The sequence below is a fragment of the Bacillus sp. TE9106W genome (assembly GCF_054062215.1).
In genome coordinates, this window is the sequence record NZ_JBSSFA010000015.1 from 93477 (window position 1) to 112643 (window position 19167).

At 36.0% G+C, this 19167-nt stretch carries 19 protein-coding genes, 1 riboswitch and 2 other annotated features; of the genes, 17 read left to right on the forward strand and 2 right to left on the reverse strand.

From position 1 onward, the window contains the following. Positions 1 to 10: 10 nt before the first annotated feature. The 8 genes from sat to ACVWY7_RS22515 all read left to right on the forward strand — a co-directional run bounded on the left by sat (position 11) and on the right by ACVWY7_RS22515 (position 7587). Positions 11 to 1147: a sulfate adenylyltransferase gene (gene sat, locus ACVWY7_RS22480; RefSeq protein ID WP_456523982.1), complete on the forward strand. Its 1137-nt coding sequence runs from the start codon at positions 11 to 13 to the stop codon at positions 1145 to 1147. 12 nt (positions 1148 to 1159) lie between these two features. Continuing rightward, positions 1160 to 1753 (forward strand): adenylyl-sulfate kinase, encoded by a 594-nt coding sequence (gene cysC / locus ACVWY7_RS22485; protein WP_456523983.1) that lies wholly within the window; start codon positions 1160 to 1162, stop codon positions 1751 to 1753. A gap of 11 nt (positions 1754 to 1764) precedes the next feature. Beyond that, entirely contained in the window at positions 1765 to 3387 is a 1623-nt protein-coding gene (locus ACVWY7_RS22490) for a nitrite/sulfite reductase (protein WP_000119638.1), read from the forward strand. Positions 3388 to 3397: 10 nt separating this feature from the next. Then, positions 3398 to 3598 (forward strand): DUF3906 family protein, encoded by a 201-nt coding sequence (locus ACVWY7_RS22495; protein WP_000366921.1) that lies wholly within the window; start codon positions 3398 to 3400, stop codon positions 3596 to 3598. 86 nt (positions 3599 to 3684) lie between these two features. Next, positions 3685 to 4461 (forward strand): uroporphyrinogen-III C-methyltransferase, encoded by a 777-nt coding sequence (cobA, locus tag ACVWY7_RS22500; protein WP_431174763.1) that lies wholly within the window; start codon positions 3685 to 3687, stop codon positions 4459 to 4461. 1 nt (position 4462) lies between these two features. Further along, complete coding sequence (locus tag ACVWY7_RS22505; protein WP_000644358.1) at positions 4463 to 5218, forward strand: sirohydrochlorin chelatase; 756 nt, start codon at positions 4463 to 4465, stop codon at positions 5216 to 5218. Further along, positions 5193 to 5810, forward strand: coding sequence for an NAD(P)-binding protein (locus ACVWY7_RS22510; RefSeq protein WP_000283337.1), 618 nt, complete (start codon positions 5193 to 5195; stop codon positions 5808 to 5810). The genes ACVWY7_RS22505 and ACVWY7_RS22510 overlap by 26 nt, the downstream gene beginning before the upstream one ends. 61 nt (positions 5811 to 5871) lie before the next feature. Further along, positions 5872 to 6120 (forward strand) — a binding site (T-box leader). Positions 6121 to 6231: 111 nt separating this feature from the next. Beyond that, a complete protein-coding gene (locus ACVWY7_RS22515; RefSeq protein ID WP_000665456.1) occupies positions 6232 to 7587 on the forward strand; it encodes a sodium-dependent transporter in 1356 nt (451 codons plus the stop codon). A gap of 261 nt (positions 7588 to 7848) precedes the next feature. Here ACVWY7_RS22515 and ACVWY7_RS22520 read toward each other — a convergent pair whose 3' ends face one another. After that, positions 7849 to 9120 (reverse strand): murein hydrolase activator EnvC family protein, encoded by a 1272-nt coding sequence (locus ACVWY7_RS22520; RefSeq protein WP_000726093.1) that lies wholly within the window; start codon positions 9118 to 9120, stop codon positions 7849 to 7851. Positions 9121 to 9612: 492 nt separating this feature from the next. Between ACVWY7_RS22520 and gltP the strand changes: the two genes are divergently transcribed. The 9 genes from gltP (at position 9613) to ACVWY7_RS22565 (ending at position 17333) form a co-directional block, all read left to right on the forward strand. Further along, on the forward strand, positions 9613 to 10884 hold the full coding sequence (gene gltP / locus ACVWY7_RS22525; RefSeq protein ID WP_000821127.1) for a glutamate/aspartate:proton symporter GltP: 1272 nt from the start codon (positions 9613 to 9615) through the stop codon (positions 10882 to 10884). Between the two features lie 66 nt (positions 10885 to 10950). Then, entirely contained in the window at positions 10951 to 11469 is a 519-nt protein-coding gene (locus tag ACVWY7_RS22530; protein ID WP_000824676.1) for a DUF402 domain-containing protein, read from the forward strand. 120 nt (positions 11470 to 11589) lie between these two features. Next, positions 11590 to 11695: riboswitch (SAM riboswitch) on the forward strand. Between the two features lie 96 nt (positions 11696 to 11791). Next, a complete protein-coding gene (locus ACVWY7_RS22535; RefSeq protein WP_000665499.1) occupies positions 11792 to 13108 on the forward strand; it encodes a Na+/H+ antiporter NhaC family protein in 1317 nt (438 codons plus the stop codon). A gap of 228 nt (positions 13109 to 13336) precedes the next feature. Beyond that, positions 13337 to 13693, forward strand: coding sequence for a lmo0954 family membrane protein (locus tag ACVWY7_RS22540; protein WP_000808632.1), 357 nt, complete (start codon positions 13337 to 13339; stop codon positions 13691 to 13693). 50 nt (positions 13694 to 13743) lie between these two features. Continuing rightward, positions 13744 to 14406: a PspA/IM30 family protein gene (locus ACVWY7_RS22545; RefSeq protein WP_000814146.1), complete on the forward strand. Its 663-nt coding sequence runs from the start codon at positions 13744 to 13746 to the stop codon at positions 14404 to 14406. 106 nt (positions 14407 to 14512) lie between these two features. Further along, a complete protein-coding gene (liaF, locus tag ACVWY7_RS22550) occupies positions 14513 to 15253 on the forward strand; it encodes a cell wall-active antibiotics response protein LiaF (RefSeq protein WP_000716089.1) in 741 nt (246 codons plus the stop codon). Next, on the forward strand, positions 15253 to 16308 hold the full coding sequence (locus tag ACVWY7_RS22555; RefSeq protein WP_000744322.1) for a sensor histidine kinase: 1056 nt from the start codon (positions 15253 to 15255) through the stop codon (positions 16306 to 16308). Before liaF ends, ACVWY7_RS22555 begins: the two co-directional genes overlap by 1 nt. Further along, positions 16305 to 16937 (forward strand): response regulator, encoded by a 633-nt coding sequence (locus ACVWY7_RS22560; RefSeq protein ID WP_000598709.1) that lies wholly within the window; start codon positions 16305 to 16307, stop codon positions 16935 to 16937. The genes ACVWY7_RS22555 and ACVWY7_RS22560 overlap by 4 nt, the downstream gene beginning before the upstream one ends. A gap of 57 nt (positions 16938 to 16994) precedes the next feature. After that, positions 16995 to 17333, forward strand: coding sequence for a DUF3922 domain-containing protein (locus tag ACVWY7_RS22565; protein ID WP_116844860.1), 339 nt, complete (start codon positions 16995 to 16997; stop codon positions 17331 to 17333). A 24-nt stretch (positions 17334 to 17357) separates the two neighbouring features. On the opposite strand, the gene brnQ3 is transcribed toward ACVWY7_RS22565, so the two are convergent. Beyond that, positions 17358 to 18713: a branched-chain amino acid transport system II carrier protein BrnQ3 gene (brnQ3, locus tag ACVWY7_RS22570; protein ID WP_001099167.1), complete on the reverse strand. Its 1356-nt coding sequence runs from the start codon at positions 18711 to 18713 to the stop codon at positions 17358 to 17360. Positions 18714 to 18770: 57 nt separating this feature from the next. Further along, positions 18771 to 19029 (reverse strand) — a binding site (T-box leader). Between the last annotated feature and the right edge of the window lie 138 nt (positions 19030 to 19167).

Genomic DNA, 19167 nt, shown 5'->3' on the forward strand with positions numbered 1-19167 from the left:
GATATAGAAAATGAGTACAGTAAACGAATTGGTAAACCTTGTAGACGAGACATATGACGTATCACAAATTGAAAAAGAAATTGGGCTAGATAACATTGCGTTAAGTGATTTAGAACTATTAGCGACAGGGGGATATAGCCCGCTTACTGGTTTTTTAGGAAAGAAAGATTATGATTCAGTTGTAGAAACGCTTCGTTTAGATAATGGGAGCGTTTGGAGTATACCAATTACATTACCAGTAACAGAAGAAGTGGCAAAGAGTCTAAAATCTGGAGAGGAAGTAAAGCTTGTTAACGGTGGAAATGTATATGGTGTCATTCAAATAGAAGATATTTTTGTGCCTAATAAGGAAAAAGAAGCGTTACTAGTATATAAAACGACGGATGAGGCTCATCCGGGAGTGAAAAAATTATATGAACGACCGAACGTTTATGTCGGTGGGGCTATTGTTCTTACGAAACGCTTTGAAAATAATCCGTTTCCTTCTTATCATTTAGATCCAATTGAAACGAGAGAAGAATTTAAAAAACGCGGTTGGAAAACAGTAGTAGGATTTCAAACGAGGAACCCGGTACATCGTGCCCATGAGTATATTCAAAAATCTGCTCTTGAAATTGTAGATGGACTCTTTTTAAATCCGCTCGTTGGGGAAACAAAATCGGACGATATTCCAGCTGATGTAAGGATGGAAAGCTACGAAGTATTACTTCAAAACTATTATCCGAAAGATCGTGTCTTTTTAAGTGTATTTCCTGCGGCAATGCGTTACGCAGGACCGAGGGAAGCAATATTCCATGCATTAGTTAGAAAGAATTTTGGATGTACCCACTTTATCGTAGGGCGCGATCATGCTGGGGTAGGAGATTATTACGGAACTTATGAAGCGCAAGAAATTTTTACAAACTTTACAGTGGAAGAGTTAGGGATTACACCGTTATTTTTTGAGCATAGTTTTTACTGTACGAAATGTGAAGCAATGGCTTCGACAAAAACATGCCCGCACGGAAAAGAAGATCATGTTATTTTATCGGGTACGAAAGTAAGAGAACTATTACGAAACGGTGAGATTCCGCCAAGTACATTTAGTCGTAAAGAGGTAGTAGAGGTACTAATTAAAGGTTTGAAAAAAGAAGTAGTAACAGAATAGGGAGAGAATGAGATGGATACGAATATTACTTGGCATACAGCTTCTGTTTCAAAAGATGAGAGAAGAGTGAAGAATGGGCATCATAGTTTTGTAATTTGGTTTACTGGTTTATCAGCTTCGGGTAAATCTACAGTAGCGAACGCGGTTGCTCGTAAACTATTTGAAAAGAATATTGGAAACTATGTACTTGATGGAGATAATATACGCCACGGTTTAAATAAAGATTTAGGTTTTTCTGAAAGTGATCGTATGGAAAATATAAGACGTATTGGCGAAGTGGCGAAGCTATTTGTCGATCAAGGTACTGTTGTTCTTACAGCGTTTATTTCACCGTTTCGAGTAGACCGAAAACAAGTTAGAGATCTATTAGCTGTAGATGAATTTATAGAAGTGTTTGTAAAATGTCCAATTGAAGAGTGTGAGAAACGTGATCCGAAAGGGCTTTATAAAAAAGCAAGAAAAGGTGATATTAAAGAGTTTACAGGTATCGATTCACCGTATGAGGAACCAGAGAAAGCGGAATTAATTGTAGAAACGCATAAGTATTCTATTGAAGAATGTGCAGAACAAATCGTGAAGTACTTACAAGAGCGTAGTTTGATATAGGGGGATAAAAAATGAGTTATGAAAAAGTATGGGCTAACAATGAAAAATTAAATCAAACTGAGAAAAATAAATTAAAAAAAGATGGATTGGAAATCTTTAATGATATTCCTTACTATGCAGAGAATGGCTTCGAATCTATTCCGAAAGAAGAGTGGGACGCATTCAAATGGGCAGGGTTGTATTTACAAAGACCGAAAGAAGCTGGTTATTTTATGATGCGCGTAAATATTCCTTCTGGGATTATTACGAATGCACAGGCAGAAGTGCTTGCTTCTATCGCTGAGGATTATGGACGTGACGTAATCGATATTACGACAAGACAGGCGATTCAGTTTCATTGGTTAGAAATTCATCAAATTCCAGATATTTTTAAAAGATTAGCAAGAGTTGGGTTATCTTCAGCTGGAGCGTGTGGTGATATAACGCGTAATATTACAGGAAATCCACTTGCTGGTATTGATGCAAATGAATTATTTGATACAACGCATATTGTGAAAGAGGTATATGACTACTTCCAACATAATGAAGAGTTTTCTAACTTACCACGTAAATTTAAAATGTCTATTAGTTCTAACATTTATAACGCAGCAAATGCAGAGATTAACTGTGTTGCATTTACACCTGCTACGAAAGAGATAGATGGTGAGAAAAAAGTTGGTTTTCATATAAAAGTAGGTGGTGGGTTATCAGCTCGTCCACATTTAGCTGATGAATTAGATGTATTCGTTTTACCAGAAGAAGTGAAGGCGGTAGCGATTGCGATTGCTACGATATTCCGTGATTTTGGATATCGCGAAAAACGTCATTTAGCTCGTTTGAAATTTCTTGTTGCAGACTGGGGAGCAGAGAAGTTTAAAGAGAAACTAATAGAGTATACAGGACCATTACAAAGTAAAGGGGAAAGTGCTCTCAAAGGCTGGAATGCGGGATACTTTTATGGTGTCCAAGATCAAAAACAAGAGGGACTAAAATATGTAGGTTTTAATGTGCCGGTAGGGCGCCTACATGCAGAAGAAATGTTTGAGATTGCAAGAATTGCAAAACAATATGGAAATGGACAAATTCGTACATGTAATTCGCAAAACTTCATTATTCCGAATGTTCCGCCGGAAAATGTAACTGGCTTACTAACTGAGCCGTTGTTTGAAGCGATATCAGCGAATCCGAAATCGTTTATTGGTCACGCGGTTTCTTGTACTGGTATTGAATATTGCAATCTTGCTTTAGTAGAAACGAAAGAAAGATTACGAAAAATTGCCGAATACTTAGATACACAAATTGCACTCGATGTTCCGGTTCGTATTCATATGGTAGGATGTCCGAATTCGTGTGGTCAACGTCAAATTGCGGACATTGGATTACAAGGTGTGAAAATGAAAACGAAGGAAAAAGGAATTGTTGAAGCATTTGAAATATATGTAGGTGGAACATTGTTAGATGGTGGTGCTTATAATCAAAAGTTAAAAGGAAAAATAGATGGTGAGGATCTACCTGATGTACTCGCATCATTTATAAGTTATTTCAAAGAAAATAAGTTACCGGCTGAAACATTTTATGATTTTGTAGGCCGCGTTGGTGTAGAGACATTACAAATAGCGTTAAATAACGTGTTAGAAGAAGTAATAGCGTCTTAGGAGGGGCAATATGGATTTATATCGATTTGAAGCGGTATTAGTGAGTAGCATTGTTCCAATTGTTGTTGTTGCTGAAAGTGAAGAACAGGCATTTAAGATGGCGGAGATTGAGCTTGAAAAACATTTTTTACCGTTACCAGAGGTAAAGGAGATTGCTTTATTTGAAAAAAAGAAGATTCGAAAAAGCGCGGCCTTTGTTATTCATGAGTAAAGAACATTGAAATATGAAGAAATGAAAACTTCCATTCATATATAAGGATGGAAGTTTCACTTTAATAGTAGAAATGAGGAGAGATGATGGGAAAAGTATATATCGTTGGGGCGGGCCCTGGGGATCCAGATTTAATTACTGTGAAAGGATTGAAATGTATTGAGAAGGCAGATGTTATTTTGTACGACCGTCTCGTAAATAAAGAATTGCTTTCCTATGCAAAGCCTGAAGCGGATTTAATTTATTGCGGAAAACTACCAAATTATCACACGATGAAGCAAGAGACAATTAACACGTTTCTTATTAAATATGTGAAAAAAGGAAAAATTGTAACGAGACTTAAGGGTGGGGATCCATTTGTATTTGGTAGAGGGGGAGAAGAGGCCGAAGCGTTAGCAAAGCAAGGTGTACCATTTGAAATTGTTCCTGGTATTTCAGCTGGAATAGCTGCACCTGCTTATGCGGGTATCCCAGTGACACATCGTGATGCAAGTGCAAGCTTTGCTATTGTGACAGGGCATCGAAAAGAAGATGCTGCAGAGGAAGTGAAATGGGAAAATTTAGCGAAAGGTGTAGAGACTTTAGCGGTATATATGGGGGTTAGCAATTTACCCTACATATGTGAACAACTGATGAAGCATGGAAAAGATAAAAGTACGCCTGCCGCTATTATTGAGCGGGGAACTACATCTATGCAGCGCACAGTTGTTGGGACGTTAGGGACAATTGTAGATGTTGCGAAAAAAGAACAAATTCAAAATCCGAGCATGATTGTAATTGGAGAAGTCGTTCGTTTTAGAGAAAAAATCCATTGGTTTGAAAAGCAGACAGAAAGTACGTATCAAGTAAGTGGAGTGTTATAAAATGAAAGCCATCTTATATATATGTCATGGAAGTCGCTTGAAAGCAGCTAAAGAAGAAGCGGTTGCATTTATTACGTCATGTATGAACCGTGTAGAGGCAAGTATTCAAGAAATTTGTTTTTTAGAGTTAGCGAGTCCAACTATTGATGAAGGGTTCCGTACATGTGTGAAGCGTGGTGCTACAGAGATTATCGTTATTCCAGTTTTTTTATTAGCAGCAGGTCATGTGAAAAAAGATATTCCGTTTGAATTGGAAAAGTTAAATAATCAATATCCAAGTATTAAAGTGACCTATGGTAATCCATTTGGCGTATCAGAAGCACTTATAAAATCAGTGTATAGCGGAAGTGGCATTGAACAGGAAAATAAGAATGAAGTGACGTTACTTCTCGTTGCAAGAGGGAGCAGTGATCCTGAAGTATTAAGAGATATAAACTGGATTGCTTCTTTATTTCAAACGGAAGAGAAGATTAAGAAAGTAGAAGTTTGTTACTTAGCGGCTGCCGAGCCGAAATTTGAGGAGAAGTTAAAGGAAGTTGTAGAACGAAAAGAAAAGAATATCGTTGTGCTGCCTTACTTGTTATTTACAGGTTTACTTATGAAACATATTGAAAAAGAAGTGCGCCAATATGAGCTAGATGAGATAAAAATAAGTCCGTATTTAGGAAAGAATGAAGCGTTTCAGTATATGTTAATTCAGAAAACGAAGAAATTATTGAAGGGAGATCAATATGTATCCACTTACAGTACGAGTTGAGAAGAAACGTGTTGTTGTCATTGGTGGAGGAAAAGTTGCGGGATTTAAAATTATTCCTTTACTAAAACAAGGTGCAGATATAGTTGTGGTAAGTCCTGAATTGGATGCGAATTTAGTGAAACTTGTAGAAGAAAAGAAAATTCGTTGGTATCAAAGGGAGTATGAAAAAAATGATATTAATGGTGCTTTTTTAGTTGTAGCAGCGAGTAGTGATGCCATATTGAATGAAAAGGTTGCTGAAGATACGGCAGAAAATCAGCTGGTAAACGTCATTACGAATCCGGAAAGTGGAAATGTTCATTTTCCGGCGGCGTTTCATCGCGGGCTACTTAATATAGCTGTTTCTACCGGGGGAGCGAGTCCGAAACTTGCAAAAAAAATTCGAGATGATATCGCAAATAAATATGATGAGACGTATGAATCGTATCTTGATTTTTTATACGAAGTTAGAATAAAGGTGAAAGAATTACAAATAGAGAAAAGAGAGAGAAATTTATTGTTGCAAGAGGTATTGAAGTCAATATATGTTCAAAATGAACAAAAAAGAGAATTGTTTTTACAAGAATTAGAGAGAAGAGTTCATATAGGATGATGAATAAATTGTACTTTACAACTATAAAAATATAATTTATAATCACAAGTAACTTCAATAGATGAAATCGATGAGCAAGAAGAGTATGTATATTTGATACGTTCAGAGAGCTGGGGGAAGGTGTGAGCCCGGTACGATAAAATATACAGAATGGGCTTGCGAGAGGTATGTTGAACATTGTAGTAGGCAACCCGGGTTCCGCCGTTAAAAGGATAGAGTATCGGAGTTATCCCTGTACTTGAACAAGTGGGATTTATCAATCCAATTGAGGTGGTACCACGGTATTAACATTACATATATCGTCCTCTACATGCATATTTGCGTGTAGGGGACTTTTTTATTTTCTAAAGGAGGTGTGCGAGTATGAAATGAAAGTGTATAATTAATAAAAGTTTAAATATTCAGAAAAGGAGAATTTATGATGAAAGAAACACAGCAATGGACGTCGAAAATAGGCTTTGTACTCGCAGCAGCCGGAGCCGCAGTAGGTCTTGGTGCGATATGGAAATTTCCATATGTTGCAGGTAATGGCGGGGGAGGCGCATTCTTCCTTGTATTTTTACTATTAACTTTATTTATAGGTATGCCACTTCTTTTGGCCGAATTTGTTATTGGACGTAGTACACAAAAAGAGGCAGTTACAGCTTATAAAGTATTAGTACCAAATAGTAAAGTATACCCTTGGATTGGTCGTATGGGAGTGGTAACTTGTTTTAGTGTACTATCTTTCTATAGTGTCGTAGGTGGATGGATTTTACTGTACTTATACTATAGTGTTACAGGAAGCTTTTGGAATGGTGTTGTTGATTATGGGAAATTGTTTGGTGAAACGATTTCAAATCCGCTAAGTGCGATTGGAGCACAATTTATCTTTATGCTTTGTACGATTTTTGTTGTAAGTAAAGGTGTAGAGAAAGGGATAGAAAAAGCGAGTAAGTATATGATGCCGCTATTATTTATTTTATTTATTGCGATCATTGTTCGTGCATTAACACTTGATGGTGCTTTTGCAGGAGTAGAGTTCTTTTTAAAACCTGATTTTTCAAAACTAACAGCAGATACGGTTTTATACGCGATGGGACAATCTTTCTTCTCGCTCACAGTAGGTGCCTCAGTAATGGTAACGTATAGTTCGTATTTGAAGAAAGAAGAACATTTAGCGAAATCAGCAACATCTATTGTAAGTTTAACTGTTTTTATTACAGTACTTGCAGGATTAGCGATTTTCCCAGCGATTTTCGCATTAGGAGTTAAGCCAACTGAAGGACCAGGACTACTGTTTATCGTACTTCCAGCAGTGTTTGCGAAAATACCATTTGGGCAATTTTTCTTCATTATGTTTTTAGTTTTATTCTTCTTTGCAACGTTAACATCTGCGATTTCCATGCTTGAAATTGTAGTAGCATCTGTTGCGAAAGATAATGAGAAAAAACGTCCGTCAGCATCATTATTAATCGGTATTCTTATTTTTGCAGTCGGAATTCCGTCAGCATTATCGTTTGGCATTATGAGTGATGTGAAAATATTTGGGAAAACATTCTTTGACTTAGTCGATTTCTCAGTAAGTAACGTATTGCTGCCGCTAGGAGTACTAGCTATTTCGTTATTTGTACCAAATAAAATGAGTAAAGAAATGTTAATGAAAGAATTAGAAGTTACGGAAACGAAAGGAAAAACATTATTTAATATTTGGTTCTTCTTGCTTCGTTATGTTATTCCAGTAACTGTAATTATTGTATTTTTAAATGCGATAGGCGTATTTAAAATGTTTGCATAATAAAAAGACGGAGAAAGCTCCGTCTTTTTATTATGTGGTAGGTATATTTAATAAGTGATTATATGCTTTATAAGCTGTGATGATTGCAAGGAATAATCTGATTAAAAATAACGCTGAATCGCCAAATGTAAATTTCTCTAGCTTCTTCTATTTTTTGCTGTAATTGTGTATTCATATGATTCCCCCCGTAAAATATAGGTAGTTAGTTGTAGTCTATATTTTACGGGGGAAAGAAAAAACTCGGTATGCACCGAGTTTTTTCTATAATCCGATATAAGGAGATGGATCAACTGCGTTTGTCTTGCCGACGTTCCATTCTCCAAGGTGAAGTTCGAAGTGTAAATGCTGTCCGTATGATTGACCAGTGTTCCCCATAAATCCAAGTTGTGTTCCTTGTTTTACAGTTTGTCCATTTGATACAGAACGGCTACTCATATGAGCATATACTGTTGTGTATGTTTTCCCGTTAATACGGTGAGATAAGTACACAACATTTCCATAACTAGAAGATAATTCTGAGCGAATAACAACGCCATCTGCAGCGGCAATAATCGGAACGGTTCCTGAAGCTGCGATATCGATTCCTTTATGGTTATCTATAGAACGCACGCCAAACCCAGAAGTTTTTGATCCGGCTGCTGGTTTAATAAAGCCGCCAATATTTGTATCGTGTGGTGTTGGAGCTGCTTGAGCTTTTTGAGCAGATGTAGTAGCTTGTTTACGAGCTTCTTCTGCCTTGCGGGCTTCCTCAGCTTTACGAGCTTCTTCTGCACGTTTTTCTTCTTCAATTGCTTTTTGAACAGCTTGACGCTGATTTTCTAAAATACCTTTAGATTCTTCTAATCCTTCAATCTCTGAATCTACTTTTGCTACTTTCGTATGTAGATCGCTAATAAAGGTTTGCTGCTGTTGCTGATTCGTTTGCAACTCTTGTTGTTTGTGAACTAATTTCTGTTCAGCTTCTTTTAATTCTTGCTCTTTTTTCTCAACCGCCTCTTTTTCTTTCGTTACAGCATTTTGGTCAGTTGTTTGTTTTTTCACGATATCGGTATCGTTGTTTAAAATTAAACTTACAGAGTACATATTATCAACAAGATCAGCGATGTTTGTAGAAGTTGTTAATACCTCTGTAATAATATTTGTGCGAGGTTTTTCTTGCATAGATTGCAAACGTTGCTTAATAACTTCCTGGCGTGTATCTATGTTTGTTTGTAATTGCTCTATATGTTTCTTTTTTTCAGCGATTACTTGTTGTGTTTTACTAATTTCTTTTTTTGTATCGTTTAATTCAGCCTCGTTTTTATTAATAGAAGTAGTTAAATCGTCGATTTTCTTTTGTAATTCTTGAATTTCCTTTTCTATTTGTTCTTTCTCGGCTGATTTATTTTGTAAGTCATTTTGTTTTCCTTCTAATTCAGATTGAATATTAGATAATTTATCTTGATTCGTTTCAGCGTATGCGGGTGATAGTAATGGAGAAACAAAAATTGTTCCTGCTGCTAAAACGCTGAACGCTGCAAATTTCTTTTTCATGGTTGTCTGGCTCCTTTCCCTATGAATGTTATATATCATAAGAAGAAGAGTGTCTATCGTTGTAACCATAATGTAAAGAAAATTTCATAAAATTGCTAAGTTTTGTCGGAATTTATCATCTTTCGACGATAATTTTCACTGTTGATGCATTTTTTATATTTGTGTAACAAGGATTTATTTTTAGGTTTTTTGTAAAATAAAGGAAAATTGAGTTTATTTTATGTAGTGAAATATTAGTTAGGAATCCAATAAAATACTAGTGAGGAATCGTTCTCATGTGAGGTTTTCTAACATGGGTTTTGTTTTTGTCAAGAAAATTATTTGCGTTCGGGAAAAGTTATTTTGTTGTCAGATTTTAAATTTTGATTTATGATTTTTAACAGGGACAAAATGTAGTGAATTGTCGAATAATATGTAATACTCTTAATTTCAAGTTTTATAGAGATAGAATGAAAGGTAGAGTGACACATCGAAGAGGGGGTTACAACAAGTATGAAAAGGATAGGACTTGCATGGCAAATATTAATAGGACTTGCGCTTGGTATTGCAGTTGGGGCGATTTTCTTTGATAATCCAGCGGTTGTGAAATATTTACAACCAATTGGTGATATTTTCATCCGATTAATTAAAATGATCGTTGTACCGATTGTTGTAGCAAGTATTGTTGTTGGGGTTGCTGGTGTTGGCGATGTAAAAAAATTAGGCCGACTAGGCGGAAAAACAATTATTTACTTTGAAATTATTACAACAATTGCAATTATTGTCGGTCTATTAATTGCGAATATTTTCCAACCGGGAAAAGGCGTAAATATGGAGCAGTTAACAAAGACAGACATTTCGAAATATACACATACGACAGAGCAAGTACAAAGTCATTCATTTGCAGATACATTTGTAAATATTGTTCCAACGAACATTATGAAGTCATTAGCTGACGGAGATATGCTTGCTATTATCTTCTTCTCAGTATTATTTGGTTTAGGTGTAGCAGCAATTGGTGAAAGAGGAAGACCGGTTCTTCAATTTTTCCAAGGTGTAGCTGATGCAATGTTTTACGTAACGAACCAAGTTATGAAATTTGCACCATTTGGTGTGTTCGCATTGATTGGTGTTACAGTATCTACATTCGGTTTAGCTTCATTAATTCCGTTAGGGAAATTATTAATTGTAGTATACGGGGCAATGATTTTCTTCGTTGTAGTTGTCTTAGGACTTACAGCGAAAATATTTGGAATTAACATTTTCCAATTCTTTAAAATTTTAAAAGACGAACTGATCTTAGCGTATTCAACAGCAAGTTCAGAAACAGTTTTACCGAAAATTATGGAGAAAATGGAGAAGTTCGGTTGTCCGAAAGCAATTACATCTTTCGTTATTCCGACAGGTTATTCATTTAACTTAGATGGATCAACTTTATATCAAGCAATTGCGGCTATTTTCTTGGCGCAAATGTACGGTATTGATTTATCTATTACACAACAAATTACATTATTACTTGTATTAATGGTTACATCAAAAGGTATTGCAGGTGTACCGGGCGTATCATTCGTTGTATTATTAGCGACACTTGGTACAGTAGGTATTCCACCTGAAGGTTTAGCATTTATCGCCGGTATTGACCGTATTTTAGATATGGCTCGTACAGCAGTTAACGTTGTGGGTAACTCTTTAGCAGCTGTAGTTATGTCTAAGTGGGAAGGTCAATATGACGCTGAAAAAGGACAAGCTTATTTGAAAGAGATTTCTAATAAGCAAGCAGCTTAATTATAATTTGAACAAGCTCTCACATAATATGTGGGGGCTTTTCTATATAGAAGGGAAGCGGACGTAATGAAACGTAAATATGGTGACGGTTCTTCGTGGAAGCGACTAATAGAAAGGAATTATACGGTTAAGCAAATAGAAGAGGGAATGCTAGGAATACTGGAAATAAAAAAGGTGAGAGAACCTAGTTATAAAGAATATGATGGTAAGGAACTTTGTATTGCTGGTAATCAGTATACGTGGATTCAATATTTCATAGATGGGAAAAACTTTACGATTACCGCTATGTTAGATAATCAGAAAAAATTAGTGCAATATTATATCGATGTGGCGAAAGAATATGAAATAGACGATCGTGGTTTACCGTATTTTGATGATTTATATTTAGATGTAGTATTATTACCGAATGGTAAAATGTATGTATTGGATGAAGATGAGCTAGAGGATGCTTATAAAAGTGGCGATGTTACAAAAGAAGAGTATGAGTTAGCTTGGTACACTACAAAGTGGATTATAGCTGCAATAAAAAATAGTGAATTTTATTGGATTTCAATATTGGAAGAAGAAATCAAAAAGTTAAAATGATTATTTTATTCAAATTTTTGTATAATTACCAAAAAAATCTATACAAAAAATAATTGACTTTTGTTTTGTAAGCGAGTAAAGTTAGGGAAGAAATTATTATTAAAAAATAAATATGAAACCTTCTTATAAAGAGAGGCGGAGGGACTGGCCCTACGATGCCTCGGCAGCGGACTCGATTTTAGAGTGCTGTGCCAAATCCAGCAAGCATGTGCTTGAAAGATGAGAAGAGCGTTTCTTATAGATGTATAAGACCTCTTCTCGTTGGAAGAGGTCTTTTGTTATTCATTAGAAAAAAAGGTTGAAACTAGGGAGAGATGGTACTTTGAAAGAAACGAGAGGAAATGGTTTGGCTTTATTACCACTTGGGATATTTTTGGCGCTATTTATAGGTTCTGGAATTATTACAGGTGATTTCTATAAATTGCCGATACTTGTAGCAATTTCAGTTGCTGTAGGAGTCGCTTTAGCAATGAATCGTAAAGAAAGCTTTAATGTCAAAGTAGAACGCTTTGCTAAAGGTGCAGGAAACCCAGATATTATGATTATGGTTCTGATCTTTGTACTTGCAGGAGCATTTTCTGAAACGGCAAAAGGGATGGGCGGCGTTGATTCTACAGTTAACTTAGCGTTATCAATTTTACCGCAAGGATTTATTATAGCTGGGATTTTTGTTATAGGGGCATTTATTTCATTAGCAATGGGAACTTCAATGGGAACAATTGCCGCATTAGCACCGATTGCTGTAGGGATTAGTGGGCAAACTGATATCTCAATTGCGCTTGCAATGGCTACCGTTGTTGGCGGGGCGATGTTTGGTGATAATTTATCATTTATTTCAGATACAACAATCGCAGCTGTACGTTCACAAGGAACAGAAATGAAAGATAAGTTTAAAACGAACTTTTTAATTGTATTACCAGCAGCTATTATTACAATTGTACTATTAGTAATTCTTACTTTAGGAAGCGACACGCAAGTTAAAGCGCATAGCTTTGACTTGATAAAGATTTTACCGTATGCAGGAGTACTTATTACAGCGCTACTTGGTTGGAATGTACTTATTGTATTAACTGGTGGAACTGTACTATCTGGGGTTATCGGTCTTTTAGATGGAAGTTACACGTTAGAGAGCTTCTTTAAAAGTGTAACGACTGGAATGGGCGGCATGATGGAGTTAGTATTACTCGCTATTTTAATTGGCGGTATGGTTGAATTGATCCAATATAATGGTGGTATTCAATATTTAATGAATCTTTTAACGCGTAACATTCGTTCTAAAAAAGGAGCAGAGTTCGGTATCGCTGGTTTAGTAGGGATGACGAATATGTGTACAGCAAATAATACGATTTCTATTATCTTTACAGGTCCACTTGCAAAAAACATTGCAGATCAATATGAAATTGATCCTCGTAAATCAGCGAGTGTATTAGATCTTTTCTCATGCTGTGTGCAAGGATTAATTCCGTATGGTGCACAAATGTTAACAGCAGCAGGATTTGCGGCGTTATCTCCAATTGAATTGTTACCATATGCGTTTTATCCGATCTTAGTTGGAGTATGTGGAATCATTTCTATATTAATTGGTTTCCCGAGGTTTTCTAAAGTAACGGAAAAGAAAGAGTATCATAAAACAGCATAATGAAAATGAAGTTTATTAAAAGTAACGAAAGCCGTTCAGAGAATGTTCTCTGTGCGGCTTTTTTTGTGCGATAAAAGAGTGAATAATCTCATGCTACCTTATGTTTTTACAAAAGGCTGAATGTAACTCGGTCTTAAGTCTGAGTTGAAAACGGTTCTTAAGCTCGTTATGGAAAAAAGAAAAAATAGTTAAGATAAGAGTATCAAATCGAAGGGAGGCAAGCACAAGATGAAACAATTTCTAGCGTTTATCGCGGCTGGTATTTTAGCTTTAATTGCTCTTGGCAGTCTTGCTGGTATTATAGGATTCGCAATTGGAGCAGGAGTTGTGTACTGGAGCTATAAATCATTTGTGCGAGCACAATCATTTTTTGGAAAGTTAGCTTGGGGTATTGTTGGTTTAATCGGCTTGTCCATCGCCCTTTCTCATTCCCCAGCATTAATCGGTATTGCCGCATTAGTAGTTTTATACTACGGATACCGTGAGTGGAAAAAAGAAAAAGATGTAGTTGTTGATTCTGCTCCAGAAAGTTCTAAACCATATAGCAACTTTGAAGATGAGTGGAACAAGTTAATGAAAAACTAATAAAAAATAAATCAAATCAAATTTATAAAGTAGAAGAGAGGAAGATTATAATGAAACAATCTTTATTCGGACGTGTACGCGATGCAATTTTAGCAGATTTTCATAATGTATTAGATGAGAAAGAAAGAAAAAATCCAATTGCTATGTTAAACCAATATTTACGCGATAGTGAGCGTGAAATAACAAAAATTGAGAAGTTAATTCAGCGTCATAAAACATTAAAATCGAACTTTGCTCGTGAACTTGAGCAAGCTCGTTATTTCGTAAATAAAAGATCAAAGCAAGCGCTTATCGCGCAAGAAGCAGGCGAATTACAACTACATGAGCGTGCATTAGAAGAAGTAGCTTACTATGAAGGGCAAGTAACTCGATTAGAAGAAATGTATGCAGGTGTTGTAGAGCAAATCGATGAGTTAGAGCGTCGTCTTTCTGAAATGAAAAATAAATTAAAAGAAATGCACGCAAAACGTATGGAATTAATGGCACGTGAAAATATGGCACATGCAAATCGTCGTATGAATACTGCGATGCATAAAATGGATGAAAATAATCCATTCTTACGCTTTGAGGAAATTGAAGAGCATATTCGTGACTTAGAAACTCGTATGAATGAGGAGCATGAACGTGACACATTTGATATGAAAATTGCAAAGCTTGAGCGTGAAATGAAAGAAAAGAATGATGTATCGTTAACGAAAGAGTTAACAAAATAATAGTAGTATATTATAAAACAGGCTTATGATATAGTGATAGGAGAAAAGGTGTTGGAAAGCAATGCCTTTTCTTCTATGTATATGTGACAAGAAGGGGGGAGCTGAAATGAAGAAGCACTTTTCAAAAACACAATTAATGGGGATGCTCCTCATCATATTTGGATTCGGTCTTTTTCTTGATATGATACTTGGACATTTTGAACCAGGTGGTCTTATTTTTGCATTTATTATGCTTATGTTTGGAAGGCATTATCGTAAAAAGAATCGTTATGTACGGGGAAATGTATTTTTATTTGTTGGTGGTATCGTATTTTTATTCTTCTTATTTTCATCAGCAGCATTTGTTCTTGTCGTATTTGCTTGTTTAGCTTTAATTGGTTATCAATTGATTCAACAAGGACATAAGCAAAAGGCAATGAAGGTTGAAATTAAAGAAAAAGGGATTATAGACGAAGAGAAGCAAATATATCGCACAGAACCATATTTAAAAAATATGTTTGTAGGCAATGTACGAATGATGGATCATATTTATGAACTTGAGGATATTAATGTTCAATATGGTGCTTGTGATGTGGAAATAGATTTAACAACTGCTATGATTCCTGAAGGGGAGACGGTAATTGTTATTCGGGGTGTCGTTGGTAATATTCGTTTATATGTGCCATATGATATTGAACTGTCTTTAAATCATTCTGTTATTGTCGGACGTGTGCTCTTGCCAGGTCATGAGGAGACAGGGTTTAACCGTAATGTTACATTTAGAACAGAGCAGTATAAAGAGGCTCCTCGTCGTATTAAAATTATTTCTTCGCTTGTCGTAGGCGATACGGAAGTGAGGAAAGTATAATGAAGAAACAAAAAAATATTTCGTGGATGTATATTCGTTATTCTATGTTGTCCTCTGTTAGTATCGCACTCATTTGTACAATTGTATATGTATGGAAAAGCGAGCAACAAGTATATGATTTATTATGGAAGGAATCCATCGCTTCTGTTCCAATTGGCTTGTTTATTATGACTACAAGTTTACTTATCGGGGGGATTGTAGGATATGCAATCGGTTACTATATAGAGCAGCGTATACAAGGGTTAAATACGTTTCTATTTGAAGTAGAGCGAGGGAATTTTCCGAGTGATGTTTCGTTTACTGCAGATGATGAATTTCATGAAGTGGAACGAAAAGTAATCGGTCTGGCTCGTCGATTAGAGGAGCAAGCTGGACTCTTTCAAAAAGTAACGAATGAACGAGCTCATTGGAATGAAGAGATGAGACAAGAAGCGATTTCCCAAGAAAGGCATCGCTTGGCGAGGGAGCTGCATGATTCTGTAAGTCAGCAGCTTTTTGCAATGTCGATGATGATGTCGGCTATTAATGAACAAGTAGCTGAAATTCCAGAAACGACGAAAAAGCAGTTGCAGCTTGTTGAAAATATGGTTGTAAATGCACAATCAGAGATGAGAGCGTTACTTCTTCATTTACGCCCAGTACAGTTAGAAGGTAAGAAACTAACAGAGGGTATAGAAGAATTATTAACAGAACTGTCTAGAAAGCAACATATGAAAATTGAATGGTTAATTGAACCGATTCAATTAAAAAAAGGTGTAGAAGATCACTTATTCCGCATTGTACAAGAAGCGCTGTCTAATACTTTACGGCATGCGAAAGCAAAGAAAACGGAAGTACGTTTACGCAAAATTGAGCAATATGCAATATTGAAAATTATTGATGATGGTGTAGGTTTTAAAGTAGGAGTGAATAAGGCTGGTTCTTACGGATTAAGATCAATGCAAGAGCGAGTTCATGAAATTGGTGGTACATTAAAAGTGCTAAGTTTTCCAAATAAAGGTACACAAATAGAAGTAAAAGTACCGATTATGATTGAGAGAGGGGGAGAATCATGATAAAAGTATTACTAGTGGATGATCATGAAATGGTTCGAATGGGTGTATCAGCATATTTATCAACGCAGCCAGATATTGAAGTAGTTGGAGAAGCTGAAAATGGAAGAAAAGGTTCAGAGTTAGCACTGCAATTAAGACCGGATATTATTTTAATGGATCTTGTCATGGACGAGATGGATGGTGTTGAAGCAACACGTGCTATTATTCAGGAATGGCCAGAAGCGAAAATTGTAGTTGTAACGAGCTTTTTAGATGATGAGAAATTGTACCCCGTTATTGAGGCCGGAGCGACAAGTTATTTATTAAAAACATCAAGAGCGAGTGATATTGCAGATGCTGTACGAGCTACTTATGATGGAGAAACGGTATTAGAGCCAAAAGTTACTGGTAAAATGATGTCTCGTATGCGTCAGAAGAAAGAACAGCCTTTGCATGAGGAGTTAACAGAAAGAGAGTCTGAAATTTTGTTATTAATTGCAGAGGGGAAAAGTAATCAAGAGATTGCAGATGAATTGTTTATTGCTCTTAAAACAGTAAAGACACATGTGAGTAATATATTAAATAAACTAAATGTAAGTGACCGGACACAGGCGGTTATTTATGCGTTTAGACATCAATTGACGAAATGATACAGTGAAACTTTAATCAGTGGGGAGCTATTCCCACTGATTATTAGTTTGCACCGAATCTTTTTATTGACGCTAATATATGTAAGCGTTATCATTAAGTTGTTAACAGTACATACAAAGGGGAGAATGTATATGTTAGTTCAAACGATATTTGGCATGGATAAATCAAAAAAATTAGGGGATTATGTGAACGCATTACAAGCGCTTTGTGAACAATATAATGTTGAAACAGATAAAATTGCAATTGTTGAGGCGACAGAAGAGTACTATTTATTTTTAGTAAAGCAAGAAGATTGCTACGACGTTGTCAAAGTAGAAACAGTGGATACAAATATCGACTATTATACGAAAGCGTATAAAATAAGCAGTTTTAATCATACTGCTTATCAAAAGTAAAAAAACTCCCTTTTGGGAGTTTTTTTAGGATGCTTTTACTTCACGAGATTCGGTTAGTAAAGGAACTTTTTTCGCACCGCTTAGTTTAGCGATTGTAAGGCCGATAAGAGCTCCGGCTAATGCAGGTACTAGCCAGCCTATTCCTTCATTATATAAAGGGATAAGTTCAAAATATGATGTGATAAATGAAACTGAAATACCCCCTTGTTTTAATCCATCAAATACGCTCACTATAGCTGCTCCAATTAAAGCACCTACATAAACAGAACGATATCCCCCGAAGTATTTATGCAGTAACGATAGTAGAACAAGTACGATTGCAATTGGATATACAACAAGTAGAATTGGAACAGAGATGGCAATGATTTTTGTTAAACCTAAGTTAGCAACTAGTAACCCTAAAGCACAAATGATACTTGCAAATGTTTTGTATGAAAATTTAGTCAATAATGTTGAGAAATATTGACTACATGCAGATACGAGTCCAACACATGTCGTTAAGCAAGCGAGTGTAACGATTAGAGCTAGTAGAAGTAAGCCGTATGGACCGAATAATTGTTGTACGATAACAGTAAGTAACTGTCCGCCATTTTTTGCATATCCGAGCGAGACGCTAGTTGTACCGAGCCAGCCAAGCGCACCATATACAAGTACGAGACCAGTAGCGGCAATAAGTCCTGCTTTTGCTGTTGCGATAGCAATGGATTTACGATCATTCACACCTTTAGAGCGAATAGCATTTACAACGATAATTCCAAATGCAAGTGCTGAAATGGTATCCATCGTTAAGTATCCTTCCATAAAGCCTTTGAAGATCGGAGAAGTTTGATACTCTTGCATCGCTGGTCCTGATTGCCCGAGTGGTGTAAATACACTTTTAACAAACAATAAGAAAATAGAGAGTAATAAAATAGGTGTTAATATATTTCCAATACGGTCGACAAGTTTAGATGGATTCAAACTCAGCCAATATACGATAGCAAAGAATATGATTGTATATACAAATAGCACTAGGCTGCTAGAACGGATTGTTTCTGGTAAGAAAGAACTAACGCCCATTTCGTAAGCGACATTTGCAACGCGTGGAATACCCATAGAAGGACCGATGGCAATGTATACAACTACCGTAAAGAATATTCCGAATAATGGGTGAACATGACTTGCAAGTTGTTGCATACCATTTCCTGATAGAGAAATTGCGATAACAGTTAGTAGTGGTAAACCGACTCCTGTTAGTAAAAATCCAATCATTGCCGGCCAAAAGTTTTCACCTGCATTTTGTCCAAGCATGGGAGGGAAAATTAAATTACCTGCCCCAAAAAATAAAGAAAATAGCATAAGACCCGTGAAAAAAATATGTTTTTTTGATACAGTGTTCATTGTTTTTTCCTCCTTTTTTACATTCACTTGTAAGAACACAAAAAACTCGTCCCTAAAGAAAGGGACGAGTTATATTTACCCGCGATACCACCCTAATTTATACATGTAGAAATGATTCTATATGTATACGGCTCTGCAACGTACAACATGATACGTGTTCCTTGTAACGGGGGACAGCCGGTAAGAACTTACTGCAACATTCGGTTCTACTTCTCGGAGATGATTTTCGGCTACGCACTGAACGTTGGCTTTCAGCAAATCGCCAACTCTCTGGGGGACAGTTCTATAACGTACTCGTTCTCGTCAATGAATTTTTATTCAAGTATTCTGACAGTATTGTTACATGTTTTTTTTTGAAAGTCAATATTTTTTTGAAAAAGATATATTTATATACGGAATTATTTGAGGTAATATTCTTTTTTGAAGTAAAGGGGGATGTAAATTGGATTGTAAA